Source organism: Pseudomonas sp. 18058, from assembly GCF_902706155.1.
Taxonomy (GTDB): domain Bacteria; phylum Pseudomonadota; class Gammaproteobacteria; order Pseudomonadales; family Pseudomonadaceae; genus Aquipseudomonas; species Aquipseudomonas rustica.
Window position 1 is genome coordinate 130340 of the sequence record NZ_CACSJY010000007.1, and the last position, 24999, is coordinate 155338.

Here is a 24999-nt window from a genome sequence, read left to right on the forward strand (position 1 = left end):
ACGTGGCTATTTTGAAAGGCGAGCCGTGCACGGTTCAGCAATGTGCACGGGTATTTTCGCCAAGCAGGCGTAAGAACAGATCGGACTCGATGGCTTTCGAAATAAGGAAACCCTGAATTTGATCGCAGTGCATTCTTTTCAGCAGTGCAAGCTCTTCGGCTGTTTCAACACCTTCAGCCACCACGTTCAAACCCAGTTGCCTGCCGAGCGCGACGATGCTGCTGAGTGCCGCGGCGAGGTGCTCGTTCTCGACACTACCGTGGACTAACGACCGGTCTATTTTGAGCTCGGTAAACGGTGTCGAGGCCAGATTGAAATAGGAACTGTAGCCCTTGCCAAAGTCATCCTGGGCCAGGCCGAAACCCTTGAAGCGCAGTCGGCACACACCGGCGAAATAGTGTCCCTGATTATCGGTGGTTGAGCTTTCCATCAACTCGAAACCGATTTTAGTGGGGAACCCGCCTTCGCTGAGTACGCGCTCATATAAACGATCGGGTAAGTCGTCATCATTGAGCAGATGGGTCGGCAAGTTGATCGTCACCGGCACGTCGTAACCTTGTTGCTGCCAGCAGGCCTGAGCGGCAATCGTGCGAGAGACGACGCTCATCAGTAACTCTTCCTCAAGGTTATGACGCACGAGTTCCGATAGAAAGTCGCCCGGCAATAACACTCCGAGCGTTGGATGAGCCCAGCGCACGAGTGCTTCCGCCGCAACAATGCGGTCACTGGCAATCGACTTTTTCGGCTGAAACCAGGGATGTATCTGCCCGTCGGCAATTGCATGGCGCAAACAGGCGATGCCGAACTCCTGCGGCATTTTTTTATGGGCATGCGCACTGGCGCCGAGCTTTAGCATCTTGTCGTGCAGAGTTCGCAGTGCAATCAGATCCACCGGTTTGGAGATCAGGCCCACCACCTCAAAACCCAGGCTTCTCGCGGCCAGACTGGCACTGATCATGATTCGCCGCGAGGCACTGCTCATGATCGCCAACGCAGGTTTGTACGGTAAGTGCCCCAGCCGCTGAATAAACTGCAGACCGTCCATGCCGGGCATCATCAGATCACTCAAGACCATGTCGAAATGATGAGTTTTCATCAGCGTCAACGCTTCGTCACCGTTGCGCGCAGCCATGAGCGAGATGTCGTGCATTGAGCCGTACAAGTCCAGAAGATGCCTTTGCTGAAAGGGATGATCCTCGACCACTAAAACGCTATAGGCCACGTGTGCTAGTCCTTTTGTACTGTTGCAAACAGTTGGAAAGTGCCGCCAGACCGAACGGTTTAACCAGCAACTGTTGCATGCCTGCGCCAAAACAGCGTTCACCTTCATCGCGCATCGCATTGGCCGTCGCGCCGATAATCGGCCCGGTGCAACCGATGCTGCGCAGTTGTCTCGCCAGTTCGTATCCATTCATGTTCGGCATGTTGATATCGGTGAGAACGACATCGAAGTGTTCCCCCCGCCACAGCGTCAGCGCTTGCGTACCGTCGCTGGCCAACGCCACTTCACACCCCAGTGTTTGCAGTTGGTCTTTCAAAATGGACTGATTGACCTGATTGTCTTCAGCCACCAGTATCTTCAAGTTCAGTCGTTCGACTACGTCGCTGACGACCACCTCGTCGACAATGGCCTTGCGGCCTTGCGCTTTTCGAACGGCATCGCGGATGGCATTCAAGTCATTCAACTGCACGGCACTGTCGTCTTCGCGCTCTTCTAGGCTGATCAACACACGCGGCCCGGTCCAGGCCGGGTAGATCGGCCGCCACTCAGCGGGATGCACTTCGACCAGGACGGCGTTTTCTGTGCCGCCCGTGTTGGCGGGCCAGCCGGTTTGCACGCGCGCGCCCCACTTGCGCAGCCAGTCGGCGATGTAATCCGCCATGGCCAGCGACGGCGAACAGACATACACCAGACCTTGCAAAGGCACCGGTGCCAAAAGGATGTCATCCGCCGGCAACAGGTTTTCCAGTGGCACGCTGAGGGTGAAGCTGCTGCCCAGTCCCAACGTGCTGACTACCCGCACGCGCCCCTCCATCAATGCCGCCAATCGCTGGCAGATCGACAGGCCCAATCCGGTGCCGGCGACAACGTTAGTGTTGCAACCGGCCTGGTAAAACGGCTCAAACAGAAACGCCTGATTTTCCTGGGAAATGCCGGGGCCGGTGTCTGACACCTGCCAGTGCACTTCCAGGACATCACCCTCGGCGACGCACAACTTCGCACGCAACACGATCTGCCCACTCTCGGTGAACTTCACGGCGTTATTCAGCAAGTTATTCAGGATCTGGCGGATACGCGTTACATCACCGTGCAGCACCGAAGGCATGTCAGGATCGATAAACGAATAAAGCAAAATGCCTTTGCCCCGCGCCGCGCCCGTGTAGTTTTGTACGACGTCGCGCACCAGTTCCAACGGTGAAAACTCACTGACTTCCAGCGCCAGTTGCCCGGCTTCGATCTTCGACACGTCCAGCACATCACACACCAGGTTCAGCAACGCCGCCGACGAGTTACCGATCGCGTGCATGTAGGCTTTCTGTTGCGGGCGCAGTTCGGTCTTTTCCATCAACTCAAGCGTGCCCAGTACACCGTATAAAGGCGTGCGTATCTCGTGGCTCATGGTGGCCAGAAACAAGGTTTTCGCTTCGTTCGCGGTGTCCGAGGTCTGCTTGGCCATTGCCAGCGCAGCTTCCACCTGTTTGTGCGAACTGATGTCGCTGAAGGCACAGAAAAGCACGTCTTCACCGTTGTAGCGGGTCGGCGCGAAGCTGACATACAAGTGCCGACCGTTGCCCGCCTCAAACGCATCCGTCAGGTTCGATGCTTCTTCGTCAAAGGCTTGGTCAATCCAGTGATGACACAGGCGTTCGCGCCCGGAGCATTCGCCCAGCCATTGCTCGGACAAGCGGTTTTCCAGCACCACGGTGCCGTCGACACGGCGCAGTACGCAGAGCGCAACCGGCGCGGTCTGGATCACGGCACGGCAAAAAGCCTCGCTTTCGATCAGCGCATCGATACGTTTTGTGGCAGGCGTGATGAGACGACGCTCGATGCGGTGCACCAGTTTATAAACCAGCAGCGCTGTGAGAAAAACCAGAACGAGAGAGATACAAAGAGGCCACCAGAGCACCTTCAACAACGAATACAGTTCGAGGGTGTAGGAAAGTTTCCAGTCCGAGTAACCGAGCTTTTTTTCCATCACCAACTGATCCGGCACAGCCCCGACACCGAATAAACCGAAGTCCTCGCCGATCTTCAACATCGGTGAACCGGGCGCGGATTGATCGCTGGGCGCACTGCTCATCATCACGTCGCCATGGGGGGTGAGCATCATGAATTGCCCGGCGCGGTCATCATGCAGGCTGCTGGAGACATCCGCAGCGTCCATTTCCAGACCGATCCAGCCTGATTCCGCCTGAGACGAATCCACTCGGCCGAACAGGTACAAGCGCGGCGGAAATGCACTTTGATCACTGAGCCAGAGTTCGCGCGCAGCACCCGGCGCCTGATCATCGAGGGCGCGCAACTTCCTCAGCACATCCAGCGAAATCGGGGTAATAAACGGCAGGGCTTTACTCAGGTATTCACCGCCCTTGTCTTTCTCTTCAGGGACGTAAAGCAGGTTCAGGCGATAGTCTTTGAAATAGTCATTCATCGGCCCGGTCAGGCGCACACCCCAACCGCTGGCGTGGTCAGCAGCTTCGTGGCCTGCCGGGGCTTGCGGATCATTCACCGCAGACAGCACCAGCCATTTGAGCAGTGATTCACGCTGGGTAAAAAACACCCGTGCATTGGCAATAGCGTCGCTCATAAAACCCTGGCGACGGGAAATTTCGCTATTGAATATCGAGGTGATTGAAATGACCGCGCCGACGATTGTCCCGAGCACCAGCAGTTGCGCGAACAGTCGCAACAACCTTCTGGCGGCCTTGGGCGTCGAAAAGTATGAGTCGGCGGGTTGCAGAAATTGCTTAAGTTTCATCGCGCCAGATTAGGCGCAGCAGGTGTTCGGCGAACATCAGCTAAACCTTAAAAATACCGGGACGATTCTCACTAAGCCTGCTGTTACTGGATCGAACCTTTATTAGCCCGCGCTTGCCGTAGTTTGCTCATGCCACCGTCGGGGCCGAGAAAGCGTTTCATCGAATGTTGATGCTCAACTTGCATGTAAGCGGTGAAATGCGCGATCAGATCCAGCACTTCCATGCCCACTTCGTCACCGCAATACAACATCGCGGCGAAACGCCCCATGATCTCCGCATTGACGTTTGCGCGCTCACGCATGACATAAGCGGGCGTGTCCTTATCGACGCCTTTGAAGATCACAGGAACAATCGCCAGGCCGATAGCGTCAATCAGCTCGACCATTTCCTCTTCAGATATTTTCAAGGCTGCACCCACTGTCAAATCGATGCCGGTTTAAGTTGAAGAAAACGTTAATGCATCATCATCGTGGTGATACCGGCGCCGATCGCCGCGCCGGCAATGGCGGACAGACCGATGGCGATAGTGACTTTGATAATGACGCCGTGGAGCGCACTGCGCGTCTGTTTTTCCAGTTGCTGCATGGCTGAGCGCTGCTTGATTTCAGCCACACTCATGACACTGCAAAGCTGGCGGTACGCCTTGGAAAAGTCTTCATTGGCCGAGTAGACACTGACGCCAAAGTTGGCTGCCGCGTCGACAACCGATTCTCGAACGGCGGCAACCGAGGCGGTGGCCTGCCTGATTTCACCGATGATGCTGTGCGCCCCCTCCACCAGCGCCGCGTCTACCGAGTTTTGTTTCAAGTGCACTTTTTCAGCAGCGGGAATGTCCATCGCTCTAACCCCAACAATACCGTCCGGTATTTAATTAAACATGCGACTGCGAATGCAGTAGCCAATCAATTCCTGATCACTGACGACACTCAGCTTTTTCATGGCTGACAACTTGTACGCACTGACCGTTTTAACGCTGAGTCGCTGATCCTTGCCAATGCTGCGAAAACTCAGGCCCGCCATATACAAACGCAGCACATCGAGTTCCCGCGCACTTAACCGTTGCTGTGCCACATCGGCAGCACTTGCAGCTGTCACCATCGACGGACAGTGATCCGCGCTTTGCTCACGAGATACAGGGCTCGCCAATCTGTCGAGTGTCGATTGCACGTTCATCAGCATGTGTTTCTTTTGTATAACGCTGGCACCCAGCTTGCGCAGTCGCGCGAACACTTCCAGGTTGGCAATCATGGTCATCACCACGATGTCGATGTGCGGAAAATGTCGGGCCAGATAACCGACAAGTTTCAGTCCATCGCCGTAAACCGAGGCTTCCGGCATGTGGTAATCAGTGATGACCACGTCCGGCGCGTGCTCGTTTATTGCCGCGACCAACTGCGTCGAGCTTGTGGCTTGTCCCACCACTGCAAATCGCGCATCTCGCGCAATCAGCTCGATGAGCCCCAACAGCACAACGGGATGGTCGTCGGCCAGAACGACTTTGATCTTTGTCTCAAGCATCTATTAACGACACTCCCGGCGTGATCATTTTTGAAATGGCCTCCGCGAGGAGGATCGTGCGGCTTCGGGGGATTGTCTGGCAGAGGGGCGCGGCAAACCATCAGGAAAACCTGAAAAAACCGACTTTTAGTGGTGAAGGGATAGCGCTGTGAACAACGTGAGCGCGGCTGATTATTTCGCCAACAGCTCGCGCACCCGCCCACCCAGCGCATCGACGGCAAACGGCTTGGTCAGCACGTGCATGCCGTCCTCAAGCTGACCGCCGCCAAACACTGCGCTCTCGGCATAACCAGTGATAAACAGGGTCTTCAGCTGCGGGCGCAATTGCAGCCCCGCTTCGGCCAGTTGCCGGCCGTTCATGCCGCCCGGCAGGCCGACGTCGGTGACCAGCAAATCGATGTGCACATCGGAGCGCAACAGCTTCAGCCCGGCGACGCTGTCGGCGGCTTCGATCACCGTGTAACCGAGTTCGCCCAGCACGTCCGCCAGCAGCATGCGCACGGTCGGCTCATCGTCGACCAGCAACACGGTCTCGCCCAGTTGCGAGGCCGCGACGGACTCATCGGCAGCGTCATGTTCGTCCTGGCTGGCTTCAACGTGGTGGCGCGGCAGGTAAATCGACACCTGGGTGCCCTCACCCACCGTCGATTGAATCTGCACCTGCCCGCCGGATTGCTGGGCAAACCCGTAGATCATCGACAGCCCGAGGCCAGTGCCTTGGCCGATCGGTTTGGTGGTGAAAAACGGTTCGAACACATGCGCCATGACGTCCGGCGACATGCCGGTACCGTTGTCACGAACGCTGACACAGAGGTAATCGCCTTCGGGCAGATCAATGCCGCGCGCTGCCTCGCGATTCATCCACTGATTGGTGGTTTCCAGGGTGATGCGACCGCCATCGGGCATGGCATCGCGGGCGTTCAGACAGAGGTTGAGCAGCGCGTTTTCCAGCTGACTCTTGTCGACAAATGCCGGCCACAGCTCCGAGCTGCCGAGCGTCTCGACGACGATGCCCGGCCCGGCGGTACGCTGGATCAGCTCGGCCATGCCGTACATCAGCGTGTTGACGTTGGTGGCGTGCGGTTCGAGGGTTTGCCGGCGCGAGAACGCCAGCAGGCGATGGGTCAGCGACGCCGCACGTTTCGCCGCGCTTTGGGCGGCGACCATGTACCTGTCGACTTCGCTCAGGCGCCCTTGGCCGATGCGCCGGTTCATCAGCTCAAGCGCACCGGAAATACTGGTCAGCAGGTTGTTGAAATCGTGGGCGAGGCCCCCAGTAAGTTGCCCCACCGCTTCCATTTTCTGCGATTGGCGCAGTTTCTCTTCGGCCTGCATCAATTCGGCGGTGCGCTCAGCGACACGCTGTTCGAGGGTCTCGTTGAGTTCGCGCAACCGCGCGGCGGTCTGCCGTTGCTGCTCTTCGACTTCGCGCAACGCCTCTTCGGCGATGGTGCGTTCGAGCAAATCAGCGGCTTGGCGCGCGAGAATGTCCAGCAGGCGCAAATCGCGTTCGGAGGGATGGTGCGGTTTGTTCCAGTGCGTCGAGATCATGCCGAGCAGATGGCCATCGCGCGACATCAACGGCGTGGTCTGCGCCGAGCGAATGCCCGTGCGGCGAAACGCAAGCAGGTCTTCGGTACCGGCAATGTCGGCCCATTGTTCGAAATCGGGAATGATCGCGCGCTGGCCGAGTTTCAGCGCCAAGGTGCAACTGCTATAGGCCGCCGGGCTGACGTAATGCCAAAAACCGACCGCCTCGGCCGGCAGGCCATGGGCGTACAACAATTGCAGCTCGCCACCATGGCCGGCGCCGTGTTCCGGCGTACAGAGCAATTGCATCGTGCCGAACTGCGAACCGGTGATGAACACCGCCGCATCGACGATTTTGCCGTAGAGCGCTTCGCGATCCTGCTCGCCGATCAGGCTGACGCTGATGCTGTGCAGCAGTTCGATGTCCGAGAGCGCGGTTTGCGCCGCCGAAACATCGCCAGGAGCCAGGTCTGGAGGAAAAGCGGCGTAAAGGCCAGTCATGAAAGGCTCCCGAGAGCTGCAGATAATCGGGCGGCAGATTACCAGCTAACGTCGGATTAAGGGATGCGGCGTGCTGGCGCGCCGCCATCATCCGACGAGCAGCGCCTCATGCACCTCAATCGACGGGATCGCCACCTCGGCGCGGCGACTGTCGAGCCAGCCTCGGGTTTTGCCGACATCGAAGATTTGCCCCTGCTCAATCAGGGTCAGCAAGAGTTCGTCGGCCACGCGATAGCGCCCGCATTCAGGGCAATCACGTTCTTCCCATGGGCCTTGGCAATGAATGCGCTCAGCGCCCCCCGCACAAATCAGACAACTCATGACAGACACCTTTTTATAGTTTTCAACCGACCCGTCGTATGGCCGGTTTTGTGGTTGTCTGGTCGACTCGATGGAGGGGATGAAAGTTCTCGGGGCTGACGTTTTCAGAACAGACAGGTCGTATCTGCCAGTATCTGGCCAGCCAATACGCCCTCAAGAAGACTTGATCGGCCGCACTTTGCCGCTGAAGACTTTGAAGCCGAAGGTGTTGTAAACCAGGGTCACCGGGATCAGCACGGCGAAACCGATCAACATGAACAGTTGGCTTTTCGGGCTGGACGTGGCGGCTTTCAAGGTCAGATCCGGCGGTACGATCAGCGGAAACAACGCAACCAGCATCAGCGCGAATGCCAGCACAAACACGCCCAGCGCGGCGAACAGCGGAACGCCATCGAAGCGGCTGCGAAACCCTGACCAGAACACCGCTGAAAGAATGGCGAGCACCATCAGCGTCGGCGCCCAGACGCGAATATCGGTCAGACGTTGCATGTATTGGGCCTGCAACGTTGCCGTCCATATCACCAACACGATCAGCAGCAAAACGGTGATCAGCGCCAGCACCCGCGCCTGGCGTGCGCAGCGCCGCTGCAAGTCGTCGACGGTTCGCCAATACAGCCAGCAAGCGCCGAGCCATGCATAGCCGAGCACCAATACCAAGCCGCAGAACAGCGGAAACGCCCCCAGCCATTCCACACCGCTGCCGGTGTAGTGACTGCCCTGATGCGGCACGCCTTGCACCAGCGTTCCCAACACCACGCCCTGAATCGCGCCCGCCAGCAAAGAACCGCATAACAGCGCGCCATCGACCCAACGCTTGATCGCTTCGTTGGGCGAGTGGTCGCGAAATTCCAGCGCCACCGCGCGCAGAATCAGCGCGAGGAACATCAGGATAAAAGGCAGATAAAGCGCTGGCAGCAAAATCGCGTAGGCCAGCGGAAACAGCGCGAGCAGCCCGCCGCCGCCCAGCACCAGCCAGGTTTCATTGGCATCCCAGATCGGCAGAATGGTTACCGCCATGGCGCGGCGGTGCTGGCTGTTTTCGGTCAAGCCGAGCAGCACACCGACGCCCAGATCCGTGCCGTCAAGCAGCACGTAATTCATCACTGAGAAGGCCAACGCGCCCGCGCACAGCAGCGTGATCCAGTCGGTGTCCATCAGGAATGCCCCGTTTCATCGGCCAGCGTCGGTTGCGGCCCGGACTCGTCCTGCTTTGGCGGCTCGCGCAATAAACGCAGCAACACCCACAGGCCGATGCCAAAAACCAGCAGATAAAACAGCAGAATCAGCCAGGTCGAAGCCAGCACTTGCGCGCGGGACACCGAGGACAGGCTGTCGGCCGTACGCATCAGGCCGTAGACGGTAAACGGCTGCCGGCCCACCTCGGTGACAACCCAGCCGCTGAGCATCGCGACAAAACCCGCCGGCGCCATGCACACGCTGGCCCATAACCAGCCGCGCGATGTGTACAGGCGCTGACGACGACGGAAAAACAGGCTGACCACGCCCTGCCCCAGCATCAAAACGCCCAGTCCGACCATCAGCCGAAATGCAAAGAACACCGGCGCCACGGGCGGAATGTCCTGCGCGGGAAATTCATCAAGGGCGGCGATGGTGCCGCTGAGATCATGGGTCAGGTACAACGAAGCCACTCGCGGAATCGCCACTTCCCAGTGATTGTGCCGCTGCGCCATGTCGGGCCACGCGAACAGCCGCAACGGTTCGCCCGCGCCCTCGGCTGGACGCGTCCACGAACCTTCAATGGCGGCGACTTTCTGCGGCTGCACTTTCAAGCTGTGCTGACCATGCAGATCGCCGACCACGATCTGCACCGGCATCAGCACGACGAGCAGCCACAGCGCCATGGAAAACCCCAGCCGCGCCCGTGGATTGTCCGCGCGTTTGAGCAACTGCCAGGCACTGATGCCGGCCACCAGCGTCGCGGTGCCGAGCAACGCTGCCAGCGTCATATGCACCAGCCGATAGGGAAACGATGGATTGAAAATGATCGCCCACCAGTCTTCGGCGATAAAACGGCCGTCGGCGGCAATCGAATACCCCGCCGGCGTGTGCATCCAGGAATTCGCCGAGAGAATCCAGAACGCGCTGATCAGCGAGCCCACCGCCACCGCGCAGGTGGCGAAAAAATGCAGGCGCGGGCCGACCTTCTTCATGCCGAACAGCATGATGCCGAGGAAACCCGCTTCGAGAAAAAACGCCGCCAACACTTCGTAAAACATCAGCGGGCCGAGAATATCGCCCGCCTGAACCGCCAGCCGCGACCAGTTGAGGCCGAACTGATACTCCAGAATCAGCCCAGAAGCCGTGCCCACCGCGACATTCAGGGCAAACACTTTCAGCCAATAGCGGTAAACATCGAGATAAATCTGCCGTCCGCTCTTTAACCAAAGCGCCTCGAGCACCAGCAGAAAATTGGCCAGGCCGATGGTGAACGCGGCCAGCACGATGTGAAAACTGATGGTGATCGCAAACTGGCTGCGCGCCGCCATCAGCGCTGAGTCGAGCGAGTCCATGGCATCACTCAACCGTTGCCGGTTTTATCTGCGCGCTTGATCGGGATGCGTGAACACGCTGCCCGCATCGCGCACCAACTGACGCCATTCGGCGCTGGTGATCAGCCCTTGCTCCTCCATGTCATCGGCGGCTTTTAGCAACTCGTCGTATTGTTCTTCCGGATCCAGGCGCATTTGCGATTGCGTCGCCAGTTTGCGCCATGCCGCCAGTGATTCTTTCTTCCGCTGATCGAACATAGGGGATTTCTCATCGAGTGCTTCATCGATAGAGATAAGTCCTTCCTGCGTCGTTCAGCGCGGGCGACGGATGGAGAGTGTTTATGCCGGTTGCGGATTCTCCTGAAAGAATCGCTTGGGCAGCACTGCCGGGCACAGATGGATGATCGACATGCGCACCACGTGATTGAGCATCACGAACGCCGGGTCGAGTTTGAGCAGCAACGCCGCTGCCGTCATCACCTCGACGCCGCCCGGCACCCACGACATGAACAGTGCGAGAAACGGCTTGCCGGTGAACTGGCTGAACGCGAAGGCAATCGCCAGCGTCGAGCAGAACGTCAGCGCGGTGACCACCAGCCCGGCGCGGATGTAGCGGACGAAATCCTTGAGGGTGATGTCTTTGAGACGGATACCGATCAGGCCGCCGAGCAGGATCAGCGCGACAATCGCCAGTGGCTCGGGCACCTGCAAATCGGCGTGAAACCCGACGTTGGCCGCCGCTGTGCAGAGCAAACCGGTGAGCATGTACGGCGCGGGGACATCGAAGCGTTCCAGCAGATACCCGGCGAGCACTGCCGCCAGCGCGGGCGGGATCACTCGCAGGTAATCGTCCAGCGCACCCAGAGTCGGTGCCGTGTTGTCTGCATGGCCACCCGCGATAAGCGTCACCACCAGCAACAACGCGAGCAACCGCACGATGTGCACAAAGGCTATGCGCCCCGAGGCCGGGCCTTGATCGCTGGTGACGGTCATCACCGCCGCCATTGCGCCTGGTATCGAACCGAGCAGGCTTTCCACATGGCCCCAGCGTTCCATGCGCCGCAGCCAGTTGTAGCCGACGACGATTTGCGCGGTCATGCAGATCAGCAAGCCTACCAAGATGCTGAAATCGCTCAGCTCGCCGAGCATTGAAGCGGTGACGATCGAGCCGACGCTGACGCCGAGCAACAACTGCACCGCGGCCACGAACGGGTAAGGCATACGCATGCGCACGCCGATTTTGCTTAACGTGGTGACCAGGCAGATCGCACCGATCAGCTCGCCCAGCGGCAGGCCGGTGAGGTAACCAAGCCATGCGCCGAGCGCGGCTACGGGGATCGGGATGAGGCTTTCGAGCAGAGTCTTCATTGAATATCCATGTTGTTCTGAAGGCTATGTTGAGAAGCCGCAGGAATTTTCAGAAATATTTTTAAACATTTTTATAAGATGAACGCTGGACGGATCCAATACCGATTTCCGACCGATTGATACCCAAGGATGAACATGCTCGATCTGCGCCGCCTGCGTTACTTCCTGATCGTCAGCGACGAATTACACTTCGGCCGCGCCGCCGCACGTCTGCACATCGCCCAGCCACCCCTGACCCGGCAGATTTCGGCACTGGAAAAAGAGCTGGGGTTTCAGCTGTTTGATCGCAGTAGCCGCAATGTCACGCTCACTGCAGAGGGGCGGCATTTTGTACCGCATGCGCGAGCGCTGCTGGAGCAGGTGGAAATGACGGAAGGCATTACGCGCAAGCTGGCGACGGGCTCTGCAGGGCATTTGGCGGTGGGGTATGCGAGCTCGATTGCGTTGTCGGATGTGTTTAGCGAGACGCTTAAGCGGTTTTGTTCTTTGTATCCGGATGTGCAGGTGACGGTGGATGAAGGGGCTTCGAATCATCAGTGTGCGCAGTTGATTGAGGGACGGCTGGATATTGGGCTGAGTCGTTTGTTGCCGGTTGGCGAGGATGCGCGGGTTCAGGCGATTTGTTTGGGCAATGAGCCGTTGGTGGCGGCGGTTGCCAGCGATAGCGCGCTGGCCTCGCGGGATCGGGTGACGTTGGCGGAGCTGAGCGCTTATCCGTTGATTGCGTTCCCGCAGGATTATGGTTCGGGGTTGAATGACATCGTTGAAGCGCTTTTTCGCCTGCATGGGCTGACGCTAATCGCTGGCCCGACGGGCAAACAGATCACCTCGATTATTGCGTTAGTGGCGGCTGGTCGAGGGGTCGCGGTGGTGCCTGAATGTGCACAGGCGCTGGTTAAGCGTGGCGTGGTTTATCGGCCGCTAGCCGAGCCAGGTGCCGTAGCGCCGCTGTTGCTGCTGACGCGCAAGCATGAACGCAGTGCGCGGGTGCAGGCGTTTGTCGAAGTAATCAAACAGACAACACCAAACTGTAGGAGCTGAGCTTGCTCGCGAAAGCGGTGGATCTGTACCGGAGATGGTGACTGACCCACCGCTTTCGCGAGCAAGCTCAGCTCCTACAAGGATTTGTGCGGTGATCGGGGATTTGTGTACGGCCAAGAACCCTGTAGGAGTGAGCCTGCTCGCGAAAGCGGAATGTCTGTGCCGAAGATGTTGCCTGACCCAAAGCAATCGCCAGCAGGCTAGCTCCCACAGGGTTTTGTGGGGTGTTCGGGATCTTCGGTACGACCGAGCCCCCTGTAGGAGCTGAGCTTGCTCGCGAAAGCGGTGGATCTGTACCGGAGATGGTGACAGACCCACCGCTTTCGCGAGCAAGCTCAGCTCCTACAATGATTTGTGGGGTGTTCGGGGATTTGTGTACGCCCGAGACCCCTGTGGGAGCCGGGCTTGCCCGCGAAGGCGGCGGTGGGTTCAACATCGCACCCGGCTGCGTATCAGAATTTTTCCGCCACACGCCGATACGGATAATTCGGATCCTTGTACTTGCCCGCCTTCTGCCGCTTCGGCAGTTCGACCTTCTCGCGCTTCACATCCTCATAAGGAATGCGACTCAGCACATCAGTGATGATGTTCAGCCGAGCCCGACGCTTGTCATTCGAATCCGCCACCAGCCACGGCGCATGCTCGGTATCGGAATGTTTGAACATCTCATCCCGCGCCCGCGAGTAGTCGTACCAGCGGCTGTAGGATTTCAGATCCATCGGCGTCAGTTTCCAGATCTTGCGACCGTCATTGATCCGCGCCTCTAGCCGCCGCGTCTGCTCTTCCGGGCTCACTTCCAGCCAATACTTCAGCAAAATCACCCCGGACTGCACGATCGCATGCTCAACCCACGGGATCGACTTGAGAAACTTGTCCGCCTGCTCATCCGTGCAAAAACCCATCACCCGCTCGACACCGGCGCGGTTGTACCAACTGCGGTCGAAGATCACCACTTCCCCCGCCGCCGGCAGATAAGGCAAATAACGCTGCACATGCATCTGGCTCTTCTCGCGATCCGTTGGCGCCGGCAGCGCCACCACGCGGAAAACCCGCGGGCTCACACGCTCAGTCAGCGCCTTGATCGTACCGCCCTTCCCCGCGCCATCACGCCCTTCAAAAACAATACAAACCTTTACGCCCTCGGCGATCACCCATTCCTGCAACTTGACCAGCTCAACGTGCAGTTTGCGCAGTTGCTCCAGGTAATCCTTGTTTTTCAGCTTCGGACTTTCAGGCGCCTTGGCGTCCTTCTTTTTGTCTTTTGCCATGACCCGGCCCTCTCGAATGAATGCAGAAACAGAATGTTTATTGACGACACACACCAGACACGTGAGGTTAGTTCATGACCTGCTGTTTGCCATCGCCGGGTAAAAAGCAAAATTGCCATGTGTTTCCTTCGTTCTTTCCTGCGTCGCACTGTTCATTCATTGCCCGCCCTTGCCTGTCTGGAGTTTTTCGATGCCGTCGCCAAAATCCCTGCCCACTGCCCTGCTGGGCCTGGCCCTTGCCTGCCCGGCGATGGCCGAGACTCAAGGTCTGGAACTGGGGCAAGTGCTGATTTCGGCCGATGAGCAACGCGGTTCGGATGCGTCGGTTGAAGAAGCCAAAGAGCGCCTCGAGCAAGTTCCCGGCGGCACCAACGTGGTCGATATGCGCCAACCGTTGCAGGGCCGCGTCTCGAGTAATCAGGACGTGCTGGCCTATCAACCGGGCGTTTACGCGCAGTCGGCGGGCAACGAAGGCGTGAAGATTTCCGTGCGTGGTTCGGGCATCAATCGCGCGCCGGGCGCTCACGCCTCGGGCCTTTACACCATGCTCGACGGCCTGCCGCTGACCGGCCCCGGCGGTACGCCTTACGAATTGCTCGAACCGCTGTGGGTCGATCACGTTGAAGTGCTGCGCGGCGCCAACGGTTTCGACCGTGGCTCACTGGCCCTCGGCGGCGCCATCGATTACGTCAGCCACACCGGCTACAACGCGCCGAAACTGCAAGTGCGCTACGCCAATGGCAGCCACGGCTATCAGCAGCGTCAGGTCAGTTCCGGGCAAGTGCTCGGCGACTTCGACTACTACGTGTCGCTGACCGATTCCAACGCCGACGGCTATCAGGATCACACCGCCAGCGAAAGCAAAGGCGTGATCGCCAACTTCGGTTATCGCTTCAACCCGAACCTGGAAACGCGCTTCTACATCCGCTACCGCGAAACCGACAACGACCTCGCCGGCCGCGTAACCAAGCACTCCATCGAACACGATCCACGCGCGGCCAATCCGTCTTACGTGGCGCGCGACGACAGCCGCAAGCAACCGGGCAGCACCTTCATCGGCAACAAAACCACCTTCTACATCGACGACGATTCGAGCATCCAGACCGGCCTCGTCTACCACGATTACCCGATGGATCTGCGCGAAGGCCCGAACCGTTTGAAAGTCGCTTACACCGATGTCAGCGGCACCTTCGACTACAAACGTCGCGACACGATCTTCGGCATGGAAAGCCGCAGCAACGTCGGCCTGCGCGTGACCAAACACCTGCCCAATGATGGCGCCAGCGAATTCGTGCGCATTCCCACCGGCAACACCGCCGGTTATGCGCCGGGCACAAAAATGCGCGATTTCACTTATCAGGGTTCGGACACCGTGCTGCACTTCGGCAACGACCTCGAAATCGCCAACGACCTGTGGCTGACCACCGGCCTCGCCGCCATCTACACCCGCCGCGAAAGCGACGTGACCTATCCGCAAAGCGGTGGCAAAACCAGCATGAACGATTGGGACTACGCGCCGCGCCTCGGCCTGCGCTACCAGATCAACCCGGATCTGCAAGTGTTCGGCAACCTCAGCCGCTCCGTCGAAGCGCCGCACCCGTGGTCGCTGATCTACAGCTCCAACGTGCGCTTCCCTGCCGGTAACGGCGCCGCGACGGGTACGCAAAAAGACCCGATCAAACTGCAAAACCAGACCGCGACCACGCTGGAACTCGGCGGGCGTGGCGACAGCGCCATCGGCGAATGGAGCCTGGCGTGGTACTACGCGCAGGTGTGGCATGAACTGCTTTCAGTGCTGCCGGACGCCAACGCCGTCACGCCTTATGAGTTGAACGCCAGCCCGACCGTGCACCAAGGCGTTGAAGCGAGCCTCAACAGCAAACTCTGGTCAGCTGCCGACGGCCGCCAGTTGAGCCTGCGTCAGGCGTATACCTTCAGCGATTTCCACTATCGCGACGACGACCGCTTCGGCGACAACCGCTTGCCGGGTCTGCCGATGCATTACTACCAAGGCGAACTGCGCTACGACTGGCCGCAGGGGTTCTTCGCGGCGGTGAATACGCAATTGGTGTCGAAAGTTGCCGTGGATTACGCGGACAGCTACTACGCCGATCCGTACGCACTGTTCGGCGCAACGCTCGGCTACAACGCACCGAAGGGTGACTGGCAGGGTTGGGTCGACATGCGCAATCTGACCAACAAACACTACGCCGCCACGGTCACGCCGGGGTATGACGACAAAGGTCAGGATGCCGCGCGGTCGACGCCGGGGGAAGGTATGGGGGTTTACGTCGGGGTTTCGTGGAGCCTGCTGTGAAGCCGAGCGTCAAGCCAGCGCACACTGCCTGACCAGATCGCGCATCCATTGCAGACCTTCGTCGGCATCGAATCGCGTGTGCCAGCAGACGATCAGCTCCGGCTCGGGAAACTCGATGGGCGGCGCGTGGCAGCTGAGTTTGTAAGCCTTGGCAAACGCCTGTGCGATGGGGCTCGGCAGGTTGCAGATGTAGCCGGTTTGCGAAGCGATAACTGGCATCGCCATGAAATTCTGCACCACCGCACCAATCGGGCGGCGTAACGACTGCGCCGCCAAGGTGCGGTCGATGATGTTGCCGCCGCGCTCGTGCATGCTGATCACCACGTGCGGGCGCTCCAGATACAACGCCATCGGGAAACGCCCGGCCTTCAGGCCTTCGCGCTGCCAAATCAGGGTCTGCAACTGCACGGTGGCCAGTTTCTCACTGCGCACACCGGCGCCAAGCACGGCGGGTGTGTTGATCATCAGATCAATCGCCCCGCTCTCCAGCATCAGCGACAGCGCCAACGGATCCGGCAACGGCACGATTTCGATGACGACCCCGGCGGCCGTGGTACTGATGTGCTGGAGCAATTTCGGCAAGATCATGAACTCGACAAAATCCCCCGCCGCAATCCGAAAGGTTCGTTGCGTGGTGCCCGGTGAAAACGTGCTGCCGCCCTGCAACACTTGATCGATCTTCTCCAGCGCCTCACGCACCGGGCCGATGATTTCCGTGGCCCGCGAGGTTGGCAGCAGGCCAGTGCGCCCCAGCACAAACAACTCGTCGCCCATGCGCTCACGCAACCGGCGCAAGGCATGGCTGACGGCGGACTGACTCAACGCCAGACGCTCGCTGGCACGGGTCACGCTTTGGGTTTCCCAGAGCGTAAGGAAGACCACTAGTAGGTTCAGGTCGAGCGTGCGGATATTAATATTGTGCATACCGGCAATGTTACCTATTCATTTTACTCAGCGTAAAGCCTTTGATGAAGTGCACCCATCGTTCACCTGACGGGAGCCTCACAATGAATAATAAAATCCCCCTGAACATGGGCTGGTTCTGTCCAACCCTCGGCGACACCAGCGCTTTTGGTGACCCGAGCCAAGACATTCCACGCTCGCTGGAACACTTCGAACGCGTGGCCATCGCGGCCGAAAACGCCGGTTTCGACTACATGCTGATTCCGGTCAGCGCGATTTGCTGGGATGCCTGGATGGTCGCCGCGTTTCTCGCCTCGCGCACCAAACACCTGAAAATGCTCGCGGCGCTCAAGCCTGGCTACATCCACCCGGTCGCTCAGGCAAAAATGATCGCGACCTTCGATCAGATGTCCCAAGGCCGCATTTACCTCAACCTGATTGCCGGTGTCAGCGACAAAGACGCTGTCGCCGAAGGCCAGTTTGCGGAAAAAGAACAACGCTACGATCAGCTTCTTGAAGAAGTCGAACTGATGAAGCGCCTGTGGACTGAGCAGGACGTCGAGCACAACGGCAAATACTTCCAGGTAAACGGGCCGAAAATCATACCGTCGACGTTCCAGCAACCGCACCCGCCCTTCTTCCTTGGCGGCGGCTCGGAGCAGGCGGCGGAGATTTCAGCCAAGCACTCGTCAGTGCACCTGTTCTGGGGCGATTACCCCGAGCGCATCGCCGGGCAGATCATCGAAATGCGCGCCCGCGCGGCCAAATACGGTCGTGAAGATGAACTGCAATTCGCCATGCGCTTGCAGATCATCTGCCGCGAAAACGAAGACGACGCTTGGGCCGCCGCAGACGCGCTGATTGCCGGTGCAGAAAACTCGGCACTGGCCGCCGCCGTGCAAATGGCGGCAAAAAGCAACTCGGTCGCCAGCCAGCGAGCGGCTGAATTGTCGAAAACCGTCGGGCGCAAAATGACCCCGCACCTGTGGACTGGCATCACCGAAGTCCGCCCGGGCGCTGGCGTTGCAGTGGTCGGCAATCCCCAGCAAGTCGCCGCGCAACTGATGGAATTTGTCGAGGCCGGCTGCACCGGCTTCTGCCTCTCGGGTTATCCGCATCATGAAGAGGCTGAGCGCTTCGGCCGCCTGGTCATGCCATTGCTGTGCCCGTAAATCACTGAAGCTCTGCCCTTGAAGCATGCGTGTTTGTCAGAACAACAATAAATTCGCCCCGATACGTTGGCGGCGATGGAGTCCCCAGCATGAACAATACGAATTTTGACCCAAGACAGTTCCGCCAGGCCCTCGGCGCCTTCACCACCGGCGTCACCATCGTCACCACGCGCGGCGCCGACGGCCAGGACTACGGCTTGACCGCGAACAGTTTCAATTCGGTATCGATTGACCCGCCGATGGTGCTCTGGAGCCTGAACAAGGACTCGACCTCCGCCCACGCGTTCACCGCGTCCGAATACTTCGCCGTGCACATTCTGGCCACCGATCAGGAACACCTGTCGAACCTGTTCGCCAAGCGCGGCGTCGACAAGTTCGCCGGGCTCACCACCGGTCGCGGCCCCGACGGCATTCCCCTGCTGGAAGGCTGTTCGGCACGTTTTCAGTGCCGCACCACCTACCAATATGAAGGTGGCGACCACGTCATTCTGGTCGGCGAAGTGCTCGCCTTCGACCGCTTCGATACCCCGCCGCTGGTGTTTCATGGCGGTGGTTACCGGCGCCTGATGCAGCCAGCGCCAGCGGTGGACAACAGCGTCTACGGCGAGAATTGGCTGGGCTTCCTGCTCGGTCGCGCCTACTACCAGATGCAATTGCCGATTCGTCAGCAACTCAAGACGATGGGCATGAGTGATCTGGATTTCGAACTGCTGGGCATGCTCAGCTTCGGCGAAGGCAAAACCCTGACGCAACTGCGGCGCCTGTTCGAATTCGTTGGCAAGCATCTGCCCCGCGAGCACCTCGACCTGTGGGTCGACAAGGGCTTGCTAACGCTGGAGGCGTCTGACGAAGAATCGGAGCGCATCTACTTCACCGAGTCCGGACGGCAACTGACCATCCAGTGGCTGGCGTTTGCCAAAGCGGCAGAAATGAGCGCCCTCGAATCACTCGACTACGAAGAAGCCCAGCAGTTGAAATTGCTCATCGGCCGGGTCATTCAGCACACCGGCGAAACCCTGCCGGAGCACTGGCGCAAGGAAAACATCTGGCAGGACAACAATCTCTGGCAGCAACCCGGCTAAGCGTTTATTGCCATGGCCAATGCGCGCCGCACTCGCGCGCATTGGCAGCGTTCAACAATAAAAACAACGCACGCCAAGAGGTCATCCAACGATGTCCAGCACAAACGGTTTCCAGGCCAGCACCGTCACCTCCTCGCCCGTGGAACTCACCCATCGTGGGCAGGCTTATTACACGGTCAGCGTTCTGCTGATCGCCTATGTTTTTTCGATCATGGATCGGCAGATCCTCACGCTGCTGGTCGGCCCGATTCAGCATTCGTTGCAGGTCAACGACAGCTGGATGGGGGTTCTCCACGGTTTTACCTTCGCGGCGTTTTACTCACTGGTCGGGCTGCCGATTGCGCGCCTGATCGACCGTGGTAATCGTCCGCTGGTGATCACCGTCGGCATCGGTTTGTGGTGTCTGGCCACGGCGGCCGGCGGGCTGGCAACCGAGTTCTGGCATCTGCTGCTGGCGCGCATTGGCGTGGCGGTTGGCGAGGCGGTGCTGTTGCCGGGCGCGGTGTCGCTGATCAGCGATTTGTTCACCCCGCACAATCGCGGACGCGCTCTGGGCGTGTTCGGCATGGGCGCTTCGTTCGGTGCCGGCGCCGGTCTGCTCGCGACCGGTCTGGTGCTTGGCTACTTCACCGCGCACCCACTGACCCTGCCGTGGCTGGGCTTGCTGCAACCGTGGCAGACCACGCTGATGTCGATCGGCCTGCCGGGCTTGCTCGTTCTGGTACTGATGATCGGCGTGCCAGAACCGCGTCTGCGTAAGAACGCGATGGGGCTCAGCCCGACCGTGCGCGTGGAGATTCCGCTGCGCGAGGTGCTGGCCTATCTGCGCGAAAACCGCCGCACCTTTACCGCGATTTTCTTCGGTGCCGGCTGCTTCTACACCGCCGTCTACGGCAGCGGCAGTTGGGTACCGACCTACTTTGTCCGTGAGTTCGGCTGGAGCTATGCGCGCATCGGCGCCTTGATGGGCGCGATCATGTGCGTGTGCGGCCCGATTGGTGTGATCTTCGCCAGTTGGCTGGGTGAATACTGGCGCAATCGCGGCGTGACCAACGCCAACCTGCGCATCGCCGTGATCGCCAGCGTGCTGCTCGCCCTCGTTAGTATTCCGCTGTTGATGGCTTCAAGCGTCGAACGCGCAGTGCCCTTTCTGGTGCTGGCGGCGACCCTGTGGACTTGCCTGTTCGGCGTCGGTGCAGCGCTGATCGTCGAAGTCGCACCGGCGCCGATGCGCGGCCAGTTCATGGCCATGTACACCGGCGCATTGAGCCTGCTGGGCGCCGGCTGCGGGCCGGTGATGGTCGGCGTGCTGACCGACTACGTGTTCAAGGATCCGAACGCTATCAAGTATTCGATTCTTTGCGTCGTGCTGTTCGGTTGCAGCCTCGCCGCGCTGGTGTTTTACAGCGCCCTGCGCAGCATCCGGCACACCGCGCAAAACGCCCTGCAATGGCAATCCGGATCCATCGTTCAGCCCTGATTCTTTCCCCCGACCTGAAGAGACTTAAACCATGAGCACCCTTAATGGCAGCTGCCTGTGCGGCAACGTTCAGTATTCGACCCTCGCCGCCCCGTTGGTGACCGCTGTATGTCATTGCACGGACTGCCAAAAACAATCGGGCAGCGCGTTCTCCATCAACGTCGTGGTGCCCGCCGAGGGCTTCGAGGTTGAGGGCCTCAGTCTTAGCAGCTTCGCCAGCGATGGCGGCAGCGGCATGCCCGTGCGGCGTTTCTTCTGTGGCGCCTGCGGCTCTGCGCTGTACAGCGAAGTGGCAACGATGCCCGGCCTGTTTGTCATCAAGGCCGGCACGCTCAGCGACCCGTCCGTGGTGCAACCGGCGATGCATCTGTGGTGCCGATCAGCGCAGCCGTGGGTGGCCATCGACCGCACCGTGCCGTGTTTCGAGCAAGCACCGACCGATTGACGCGAGCACTTTTTCGGGAACGTGACAGACATGAACAAAACAATAAAAAACCCAGCGTATGCCGCGCCGATCAGCGCGCCCCGGCAACTGCTCAGCCGTTGCCGACAGATCGGCCCCGGCCTGCTGGTGAGTCTGGCAATCGCCATGGCGTCAGCCTTTATCGCCGATCATTACGGCGGCCCGACGCTGCTCTATGCCCTGCTGTTCGGCATGGCCTGTCACTTTCTCAGCGAAGATGGCCGCTGCCTGCCGGGCATTGAATTCGCCGCACGCGCCCTGCTGCGCATCGGTGTTGCGTTGCTCGGGGCGCGAATTACCCTGGGGCAGATGGGATCGCTGGGCTGGGAAACCGTCCTTGCTGCGGTGTGTGCAGTGGCCGCGACGATTTCCATCGGCTGGCTGTTGGCGCGGATATTGGGTGTGCGCGCCGATCTTGGCGTGTTGACCGGCGGTGCGGTGGCGATCTGCGGCGCGTCGGCAGCGTTGGCGATCTCGGCGATTTTGCCCAAACACAAAGACAGCGAGCGCGATACCTTGTTGACCGTGGTCGGTGTGACCAGCCTGTCGACCGTGGCGATGATCACGTATCCGATCATCAGCAAACTGTTGGGATTGTCGCCCGAGCAGGCCGGGATATTTCTCGGCGGCACGATTCACGACGTGGCTCAGGTGGTCGGCGCGGGCTACATGATTTCGCCGGCGACCGGCGACATCGCCACGGTGGTGAAACTGTTGCGCGTGGCGTTGCTGGTGCCGGCGGTGGTAGTCATTGCCTGGATGTTTCGCCGTCAGCACAAAGCCTCCTCTGACAACAATCGACGCCTGCCGATGATCCCCGGATTTCTGCTGGCGTTTGTTTGCCTGGTGGCGATCAACAGTGGTGGTTTGCTGGCGCCCTCGGTGTCCGACGCGATGAATGAATTGTCGCGCGGCTGTCTGGTGATCGCCATCTCAGCGCTGGGCCTGAAAACCTCGCTGCAAAAACTCGCCTCGGTCGGTTGGCGACCCATTGCCCTGCTGGTCGGTGAGACGGTGTTCCTTGCCGCACTGGTTATCGGCCTGTTGTTCCTCAGTCGATAAATCGCCCTTTTCTAACTGCGCTTCACCCACATCACCTCGTTCAACCGAGGTGCGAACTTCCACGCGACCACAATCATGAGTACCCCACCATGAAAACAACAAAAACACTCGCGCATATCGCTACTTTGAGCCTTTCGTTGCTGGCCACTGGTGTCATGGCCAAGGTCTCTCCCGAAGAGGCCGCGCAGTTGGGCACGACGCTGACGCCGATGGGCGCGGTGAAAGCGGCCAATGCCGATGGCAGCATTCCGGCCTGGAGCGGTGGCTTGCCGACCAGTGCCGGCGGCGTCGATGCCAAGGGCTTCTTGAGCGACCCGTTCGCCAATGAGAAAGCGCTTTTTGTGATCACCGCGGCCACCGCCGAAAAGTACAAAGACAAGCTCACGGCCGGGCAACTGGCGCTGTTCAAGCGTTACCCCGAGACCTACAAAATCCCGGTCTACCCGACGCATCGCACGGCGTCCGCGCCGGCGGACATTTATACGGTGATCAAAAACAGCGCGGTCAAAACCGAGGAAGTCGACGGCGGCAATGGCCTGAGCGGTTTTAGCGACACGCGCTACTACGCGTTTCCGATCCCGAAAAACGGTGTTGAAGTGCTGTGGAATCACCTGACCCGCTATCGCGGCGGCAACCTCAACCGCTTGGCCACCCGTGTTCAGCCGCAAGCCAACGGCGACTTCAACATGGTGCAACTGGAGGACGAGATTTCCTATCCGCGCGAACTGCCTGACCTCGACAAGAGCAAAGCCGAAAACATCCTGTTCTATTTCATCCAGCGCATCACCGGGCCTGCGCGCCTGGCGGGGAATGTGCTGCTGATCCACGAGACCATCGATCAAGTCAAAGAGCCGCGCGATGCCTGGCTGTACAACGCCGGCCAGCGCCGCGTTCGCCGTGCGCCACAAGTCGCCTACGACGGCCCCGCCACTGCCGCCGATGGACTGGCGACGACTGACAACTACGACATGTTCAACGGCGCGCCCGACCGTTACACCTGGGAACTTGTCGGCAAGAAAGAACTGTATATCCCCTACAACAGCTACAAGCTCGACTCGCCGAACCTCAAGTACGCCGACATTCTCAAGGCCGGCCACATCAACCAGGATCTGACGCGATATGAACTGCATCGCGTTTGGGAAGTGGTGGCCAAACTCAAGCCGGGCGAGCGCCACATCTATGCGGTTCGCCACATGTACTTCGATGAAGACACCTGGCAACTGGCGGAAGTCGACCACTACGACGGTCGCGGCCAACTCTGGCGCGTCGGCGAAGGCCACGCCCAGCAGTACTACCACAAGCAAGTCCCGGGCTACACCGCCGAAGCGCTCTACGACCTGCAATCGGGTCGTTACTCGGTGCTGGGCTTGAAGAACGAAGAGAAACGCAGCATCGAGTTCGGCGCAACGGCCTCGGCAGCCAGCTACACCCCGGCGGCACTGCGCCAGGCTGGCGTTCGTTAGCAGGTGTAGGGGCAGAGATTGCTGGCGCAGGTGGCGGCAGATCCAACAACACGGTGCCTGATACACCGCTTTCGCGAGCAAGCTCGCTCCCACAGGGGATTTGTGTTCTGACTCAGATTTTGTGTACGACAGAAAATCTGTAGGAGCTGAGCTTGCTCGCGAAGGCGACGGCACATCCAACACCAATGTGGCTAACACACCGCTTTCGCGAGCAGGCTCGCTCCCACAGGGGCTTTGTGTTCTGACTCAGATTTTGTGTACGACAGAAAATCTGTAGGAGCTGAGCTTGCTCGCGAAGACGGCGGCACATCCAACATCACTGGGGCTAACACACCGCTTTCGCGAGCAGGCTCACTCCCACAGGGGATTTGTGTTCTGACTCAGATTTTGTGTACGACAGAAAATCTGTAGGAGCTGAGCTTGCTCGCGAAGGCGTCGGCACATTCAACATCACTGGGGCTAACACACCGCTTTCGCGAGCAAGCCCGCTCCCACAGGGGATTGGTGTTCTAACTCAGATTTTGTGTACGACAGAAAATCTGTAGGAGCTGAGCTTGCTCGCGAAGGCGGCGGCACATCCAACACCAATGTGGCTAACACACCGCTTTCGCGAGCAAGCCCGCTCCCACAGGGGATTTGTGTTCTGACTCAGATTTTGTGTACGACAGAAAATCTGTAGGAGCTGAGCTTGCTCGCGAAGGCGGCGGCACATCCGACATTAATGTAGCTGACCGACCGCTTTCGCGAGCAAGCCCGCTCCCGCAGGGGCTTTGTGTTCTGACTCAGATTTTGTGTACGACAGAAAATCTGTAGGAGCTGAGCTTGCTCGCGAAGGCGTCGGCACATTCAACATCAATGTGGCTGACCCACCGCTTTCGCGAGCAAGCCCGCTTGTATGGTAGGACTCGAAGGGGTGGGTGGGACCAAAAGCCAGCTTCTGACTGTTAGCCCAGTACAGACTGTGGGAGACATCGGCCCCACCCCTTCCACCAAAGCGCCGATAAAGAATGCTTCGT

21 protein-coding genes are annotated in these 24999 nt (G+C 59.4%); 8 read left to right on the plus strand and 13 right to left on the minus strand.

Annotation, left to right across the window (positions count from 1 at the left end; genetic code table 11):
* Window positions 1–34: 34 nt before the first annotated feature.
* The 11 genes from GVL50_RS06045 to GVL50_RS06095 all read right to left on the minus strand — a co-directional run bounded on the left by GVL50_RS06045 (window position 35) and on the right by GVL50_RS06095 (window position 11732).
* Window positions 35–1222 (minus strand): EAL domain-containing protein, encoded by a 1188-nt coding sequence (locus GVL50_RS06045; RefSeq protein ID WP_256671825.1) that lies wholly within the window; start codon window positions 1220–1222, stop codon window positions 35–37.
* The gene (locus GVL50_RS06050) at window positions 1212–3983 is read right to left on the minus strand and encodes a response regulator (RefSeq protein ID WP_159812121.1); all 2772 of its coding nucleotides are present in this window, start codon (window positions 3981–3983) and stop codon (window positions 1212–1214) included. Before GVL50_RS06050 ends, GVL50_RS06045 begins: the two co-directional genes overlap by 11 nt.
* 83 nt (window positions 3984–4066) lie before the next feature.
* Window positions 4067–4369, minus strand: coding sequence for a hypothetical protein (locus GVL50_RS06055; protein WP_256671826.1), 303 nt, complete (start codon window positions 4367–4369; stop codon window positions 4067–4069).
* 68 nt (window positions 4370–4437) lie between these two features.
* Window positions 4438–4821 (minus strand): hypothetical protein, encoded by a 384-nt coding sequence (locus GVL50_RS06060; protein WP_159812123.1) that lies wholly within the window; start codon window positions 4819–4821, stop codon window positions 4438–4440.
* 30 nt (window positions 4822–4851) lie between these two features.
* Window positions 4852–5502: a response regulator transcription factor gene (locus GVL50_RS06065; protein WP_159812124.1), complete on the minus strand. Its 651-nt coding sequence runs from the start codon at window positions 5500–5502 to the stop codon at window positions 4852–4854.
* Between the two features lie 171 nt (window positions 5503–5673).
* Window positions 5674–7533 (minus strand): ATP-binding protein, encoded by a 1860-nt coding sequence (locus GVL50_RS06070; protein WP_159812125.1) that lies wholly within the window; start codon window positions 7531–7533, stop codon window positions 5674–5676.
* Between the two features lie 87 nt (window positions 7534–7620).
* Window positions 7621–7854 (minus strand): hypothetical protein, encoded by a 234-nt coding sequence (locus GVL50_RS06075; RefSeq protein ID WP_159812126.1) that lies wholly within the window; start codon window positions 7852–7854, stop codon window positions 7621–7623.
* A 153-nt stretch (window positions 7855–8007) separates the two neighbouring features.
* Window positions 8008–9009 carry a cytochrome d ubiquinol oxidase subunit II gene (cydB, locus tag GVL50_RS06080; protein ID WP_178124157.1) on the minus strand — a complete coding sequence of 334 codons (1002 nt, stop codon included), beginning with the start codon at window positions 9007–9009 and terminating at the stop codon, window positions 8008–8010.
* On the minus strand, window positions 9009–10385 hold the full coding sequence (locus tag GVL50_RS06085; RefSeq protein WP_159812127.1) for a cytochrome ubiquinol oxidase subunit I: 1377 nt from the start codon (window positions 10383–10385) through the stop codon (window positions 9009–9011). The genes cydB and GVL50_RS06085 overlap by 1 nt, the downstream gene beginning before the upstream one ends.
* A gap of 24 nt (window positions 10386–10409) precedes the next feature.
* On the minus strand, window positions 10410–10622 hold the full coding sequence (locus GVL50_RS06090) for a hypothetical protein (RefSeq protein ID WP_159812128.1): 213 nt from the start codon (window positions 10620–10622) through the stop codon (window positions 10410–10412).
* Window positions 10623–10703: 81 nt separating this feature from the next.
* Window positions 10704–11732, minus strand: coding sequence for an AbrB family transcriptional regulator (locus GVL50_RS06095; protein ID WP_159812129.1), 1029 nt, complete (start codon window positions 11730–11732; stop codon window positions 10704–10706).
* A gap of 135 nt (window positions 11733–11867) precedes the next feature.
* Here GVL50_RS06095 and GVL50_RS06100 point away from each other — a divergent pair, with 135 nt between their 5' ends.
* Entirely contained in the window at window positions 11868–12773 is a 906-nt protein-coding gene (locus GVL50_RS06100; protein WP_159812130.1) for a LysR family transcriptional regulator, read from the plus strand.
* 452 nt (window positions 12774–13225) lie between these two features.
* On the opposite strand, the gene ppk2 is transcribed toward GVL50_RS06100, so the two are convergent.
* Window positions 13226–14041: a polyphosphate kinase 2 gene (gene ppk2, locus GVL50_RS06105; protein ID WP_159812131.1), complete on the minus strand. Its 816-nt coding sequence runs from the start codon at window positions 14039–14041 to the stop codon at window positions 13226–13228.
* A 190-nt stretch (window positions 14042–14231) separates the two neighbouring features.
* Here ppk2 and GVL50_RS06110 point away from each other — a divergent pair, with 190 nt between their 5' ends.
* The gene (locus tag GVL50_RS06110; protein WP_159812132.1) at window positions 14232–16358 is read left to right on the plus strand and encodes a TonB-dependent receptor domain-containing protein; all 2127 of its coding nucleotides are present in this window, start codon (window positions 14232–14234) and stop codon (window positions 16356–16358) included.
* 9 nt (window positions 16359–16367) lie between these two features.
* Here GVL50_RS06110 and GVL50_RS06115 read toward each other — a convergent pair whose 3' ends face one another.
* The gene (locus tag GVL50_RS06115; RefSeq protein ID WP_159812133.1) at window positions 16368–17282 is read right to left on the minus strand and encodes a LysR family transcriptional regulator; all 915 of its coding nucleotides are present in this window, start codon (window positions 17280–17282) and stop codon (window positions 16368–16370) included.
* Window positions 17283–17365: 83 nt separating this feature from the next.
* On the opposite strand from GVL50_RS06115, the gene GVL50_RS06120 reads away from it, so the two are divergent.
* The 6 genes from GVL50_RS06120 (at window position 17366) to GVL50_RS06145 (ending at window position 23983) form a co-directional block, all read left to right on the plus strand.
* On the plus strand, window positions 17366–18433 hold the full coding sequence (locus GVL50_RS06120) for an LLM class flavin-dependent oxidoreductase (protein WP_159812134.1): 1068 nt from the start codon (window positions 17366–17368) through the stop codon (window positions 18431–18433).
* 89 nt (window positions 18434–18522) lie between these two features.
* Complete coding sequence (locus GVL50_RS28935) at window positions 18523–19515, plus strand: flavin reductase family protein (RefSeq protein WP_246541743.1); 993 nt, start codon at window positions 18523–18525, stop codon at window positions 19513–19515.
* 91 nt (window positions 19516–19606) lie between these two features.
* A complete protein-coding gene (locus GVL50_RS06130; RefSeq protein ID WP_159812135.1) occupies window positions 19607–20995 on the plus strand; it encodes an MFS transporter in 1389 nt (462 codons plus the stop codon).
* Window positions 20996–21026: 31 nt separating this feature from the next.
* Window positions 21027–21440 (plus strand): GFA family protein, encoded by a 414-nt coding sequence (locus tag GVL50_RS06135; protein ID WP_159812136.1) that lies wholly within the window; start codon window positions 21027–21029, stop codon window positions 21438–21440.
* 30 nt (window positions 21441–21470) lie between these two features.
* On the plus strand, window positions 21471–22520 hold the full coding sequence (locus tag GVL50_RS06140; protein ID WP_159812137.1) for a YeiH family protein: 1050 nt from the start codon (window positions 21471–21473) through the stop codon (window positions 22518–22520).
* 89 nt (window positions 22521–22609) lie between these two features.
* On the plus strand, window positions 22610–23983 hold the full coding sequence (locus GVL50_RS06145) for a DUF1329 domain-containing protein (RefSeq protein ID WP_159812138.1): 1374 nt from the start codon (window positions 22610–22612) through the stop codon (window positions 23981–23983).
* Window positions 23984–24999: the final 1016 nt, after the last annotated feature.

Coding starts and splice junctions, on each gene's coding strand:
- GVL50_RS06135 (WP_159812136.1), top strand. CDS start 21,027: ATGAGCACCCTTAATGGCAGCTGCCTGTGCGGCAACGTTCAGTATTCG.
- GVL50_RS06055 (WP_256671826.1), bottom strand. CDS start 4,369: ATGGTCGAGCTGATTGACGCTATCGGCCTGGCGATTGTTCCTGTGATC.
- GVL50_RS06095 (WP_159812129.1), bottom strand. CDS start 11,732: ATGAAGACTCTGCTCGAAAGCCTCATCCCGATCCCCGTAGCCGCGCTC.
- GVL50_RS06115 (WP_159812133.1), bottom strand. CDS start 17,282: ATGCACAATATTAATATCCGCACGCTCGACCTGAACCTACTAGTGGTC.
- GVL50_RS06090 (WP_159812128.1), bottom strand. CDS start 10,622: ATGTTCGATCAGCGGAAGAAAGAATCACTGGCGGCATGGCGCAAACTG.
- GVL50_RS28935 (WP_246541743.1), top strand. CDS start 18,523: ATGAACAATACGAATTTTGACCCAAGACAGTTCCGCCAGGCCCTCGGC.
- GVL50_RS06050 (WP_159812121.1), bottom strand. CDS start 3,983: ATGAAACTTAAGCAATTTCTGCAACCCGCCGACTCATACTTTTCGACG.
- GVL50_RS06075 (WP_159812126.1), bottom strand. CDS start 7,854: ATGAGTTGTCTGATTTGTGCGGGGGGCGCTGAGCGCATTCATTGCCAA.
- GVL50_RS06100 (WP_159812130.1), top strand. CDS start 11,868: ATGCTCGATCTGCGCCGCCTGCGTTACTTCCTGATCGTCAGCGACGAA.
- GVL50_RS06110 (WP_159812132.1), top strand. CDS start 14,232: ATGCCGTCGCCAAAATCCCTGCCCACTGCCCTGCTGGGCCTGGCCCTT.
- GVL50_RS06065 (WP_159812124.1), bottom strand. CDS start 5,502: ATGCTTGAGACAAAGATCAAAGTCGTTCTGGCCGACGACCATCCCGTT.
- GVL50_RS06070 (WP_159812125.1), bottom strand. CDS start 7,533: ATGACTGGCCTTTACGCCGCTTTTCCTCCAGACCTGGCTCCTGGCGAT.
- GVL50_RS06120 (WP_159812134.1), top strand. CDS start 17,366: ATGAATAATAAAATCCCCCTGAACATGGGCTGGTTCTGTCCAACCCTC.
- cydB (WP_178124157.1), bottom strand. CDS start 9,009: ATGGACACCGACTGGATCACGCTGCTGTGCGCGGGCGCGTTGGCCTTC.
- GVL50_RS06060 (WP_159812123.1), bottom strand. CDS start 4,821: ATGGACATTCCCGCTGCTGAAAAAGTGCACTTGAAACAAAACTCGGTA.
- GVL50_RS06140 (WP_159812137.1), top strand. CDS start 21,471: ATGAACAAAACAATAAAAAACCCAGCGTATGCCGCGCCGATCAGCGCG.
- GVL50_RS06085 (WP_159812127.1), bottom strand. CDS start 10,385: ATGGACTCGCTCGACTCAGCGCTGATGGCGGCGCGCAGCCAGTTTGCG.
- GVL50_RS06145 (WP_159812138.1), top strand. CDS start 22,610: ATGAAAACAACAAAAACACTCGCGCATATCGCTACTTTGAGCCTTTCG.
- GVL50_RS06130 (WP_159812135.1), top strand. CDS start 19,607: ATGTCCAGCACAAACGGTTTCCAGGCCAGCACCGTCACCTCCTCGCCC.
- ppk2 (WP_159812131.1), bottom strand. CDS start 14,041: ATGGCAAAAGACAAAAAGAAGGACGCCAAGGCGCCTGAAAGTCCGAAG.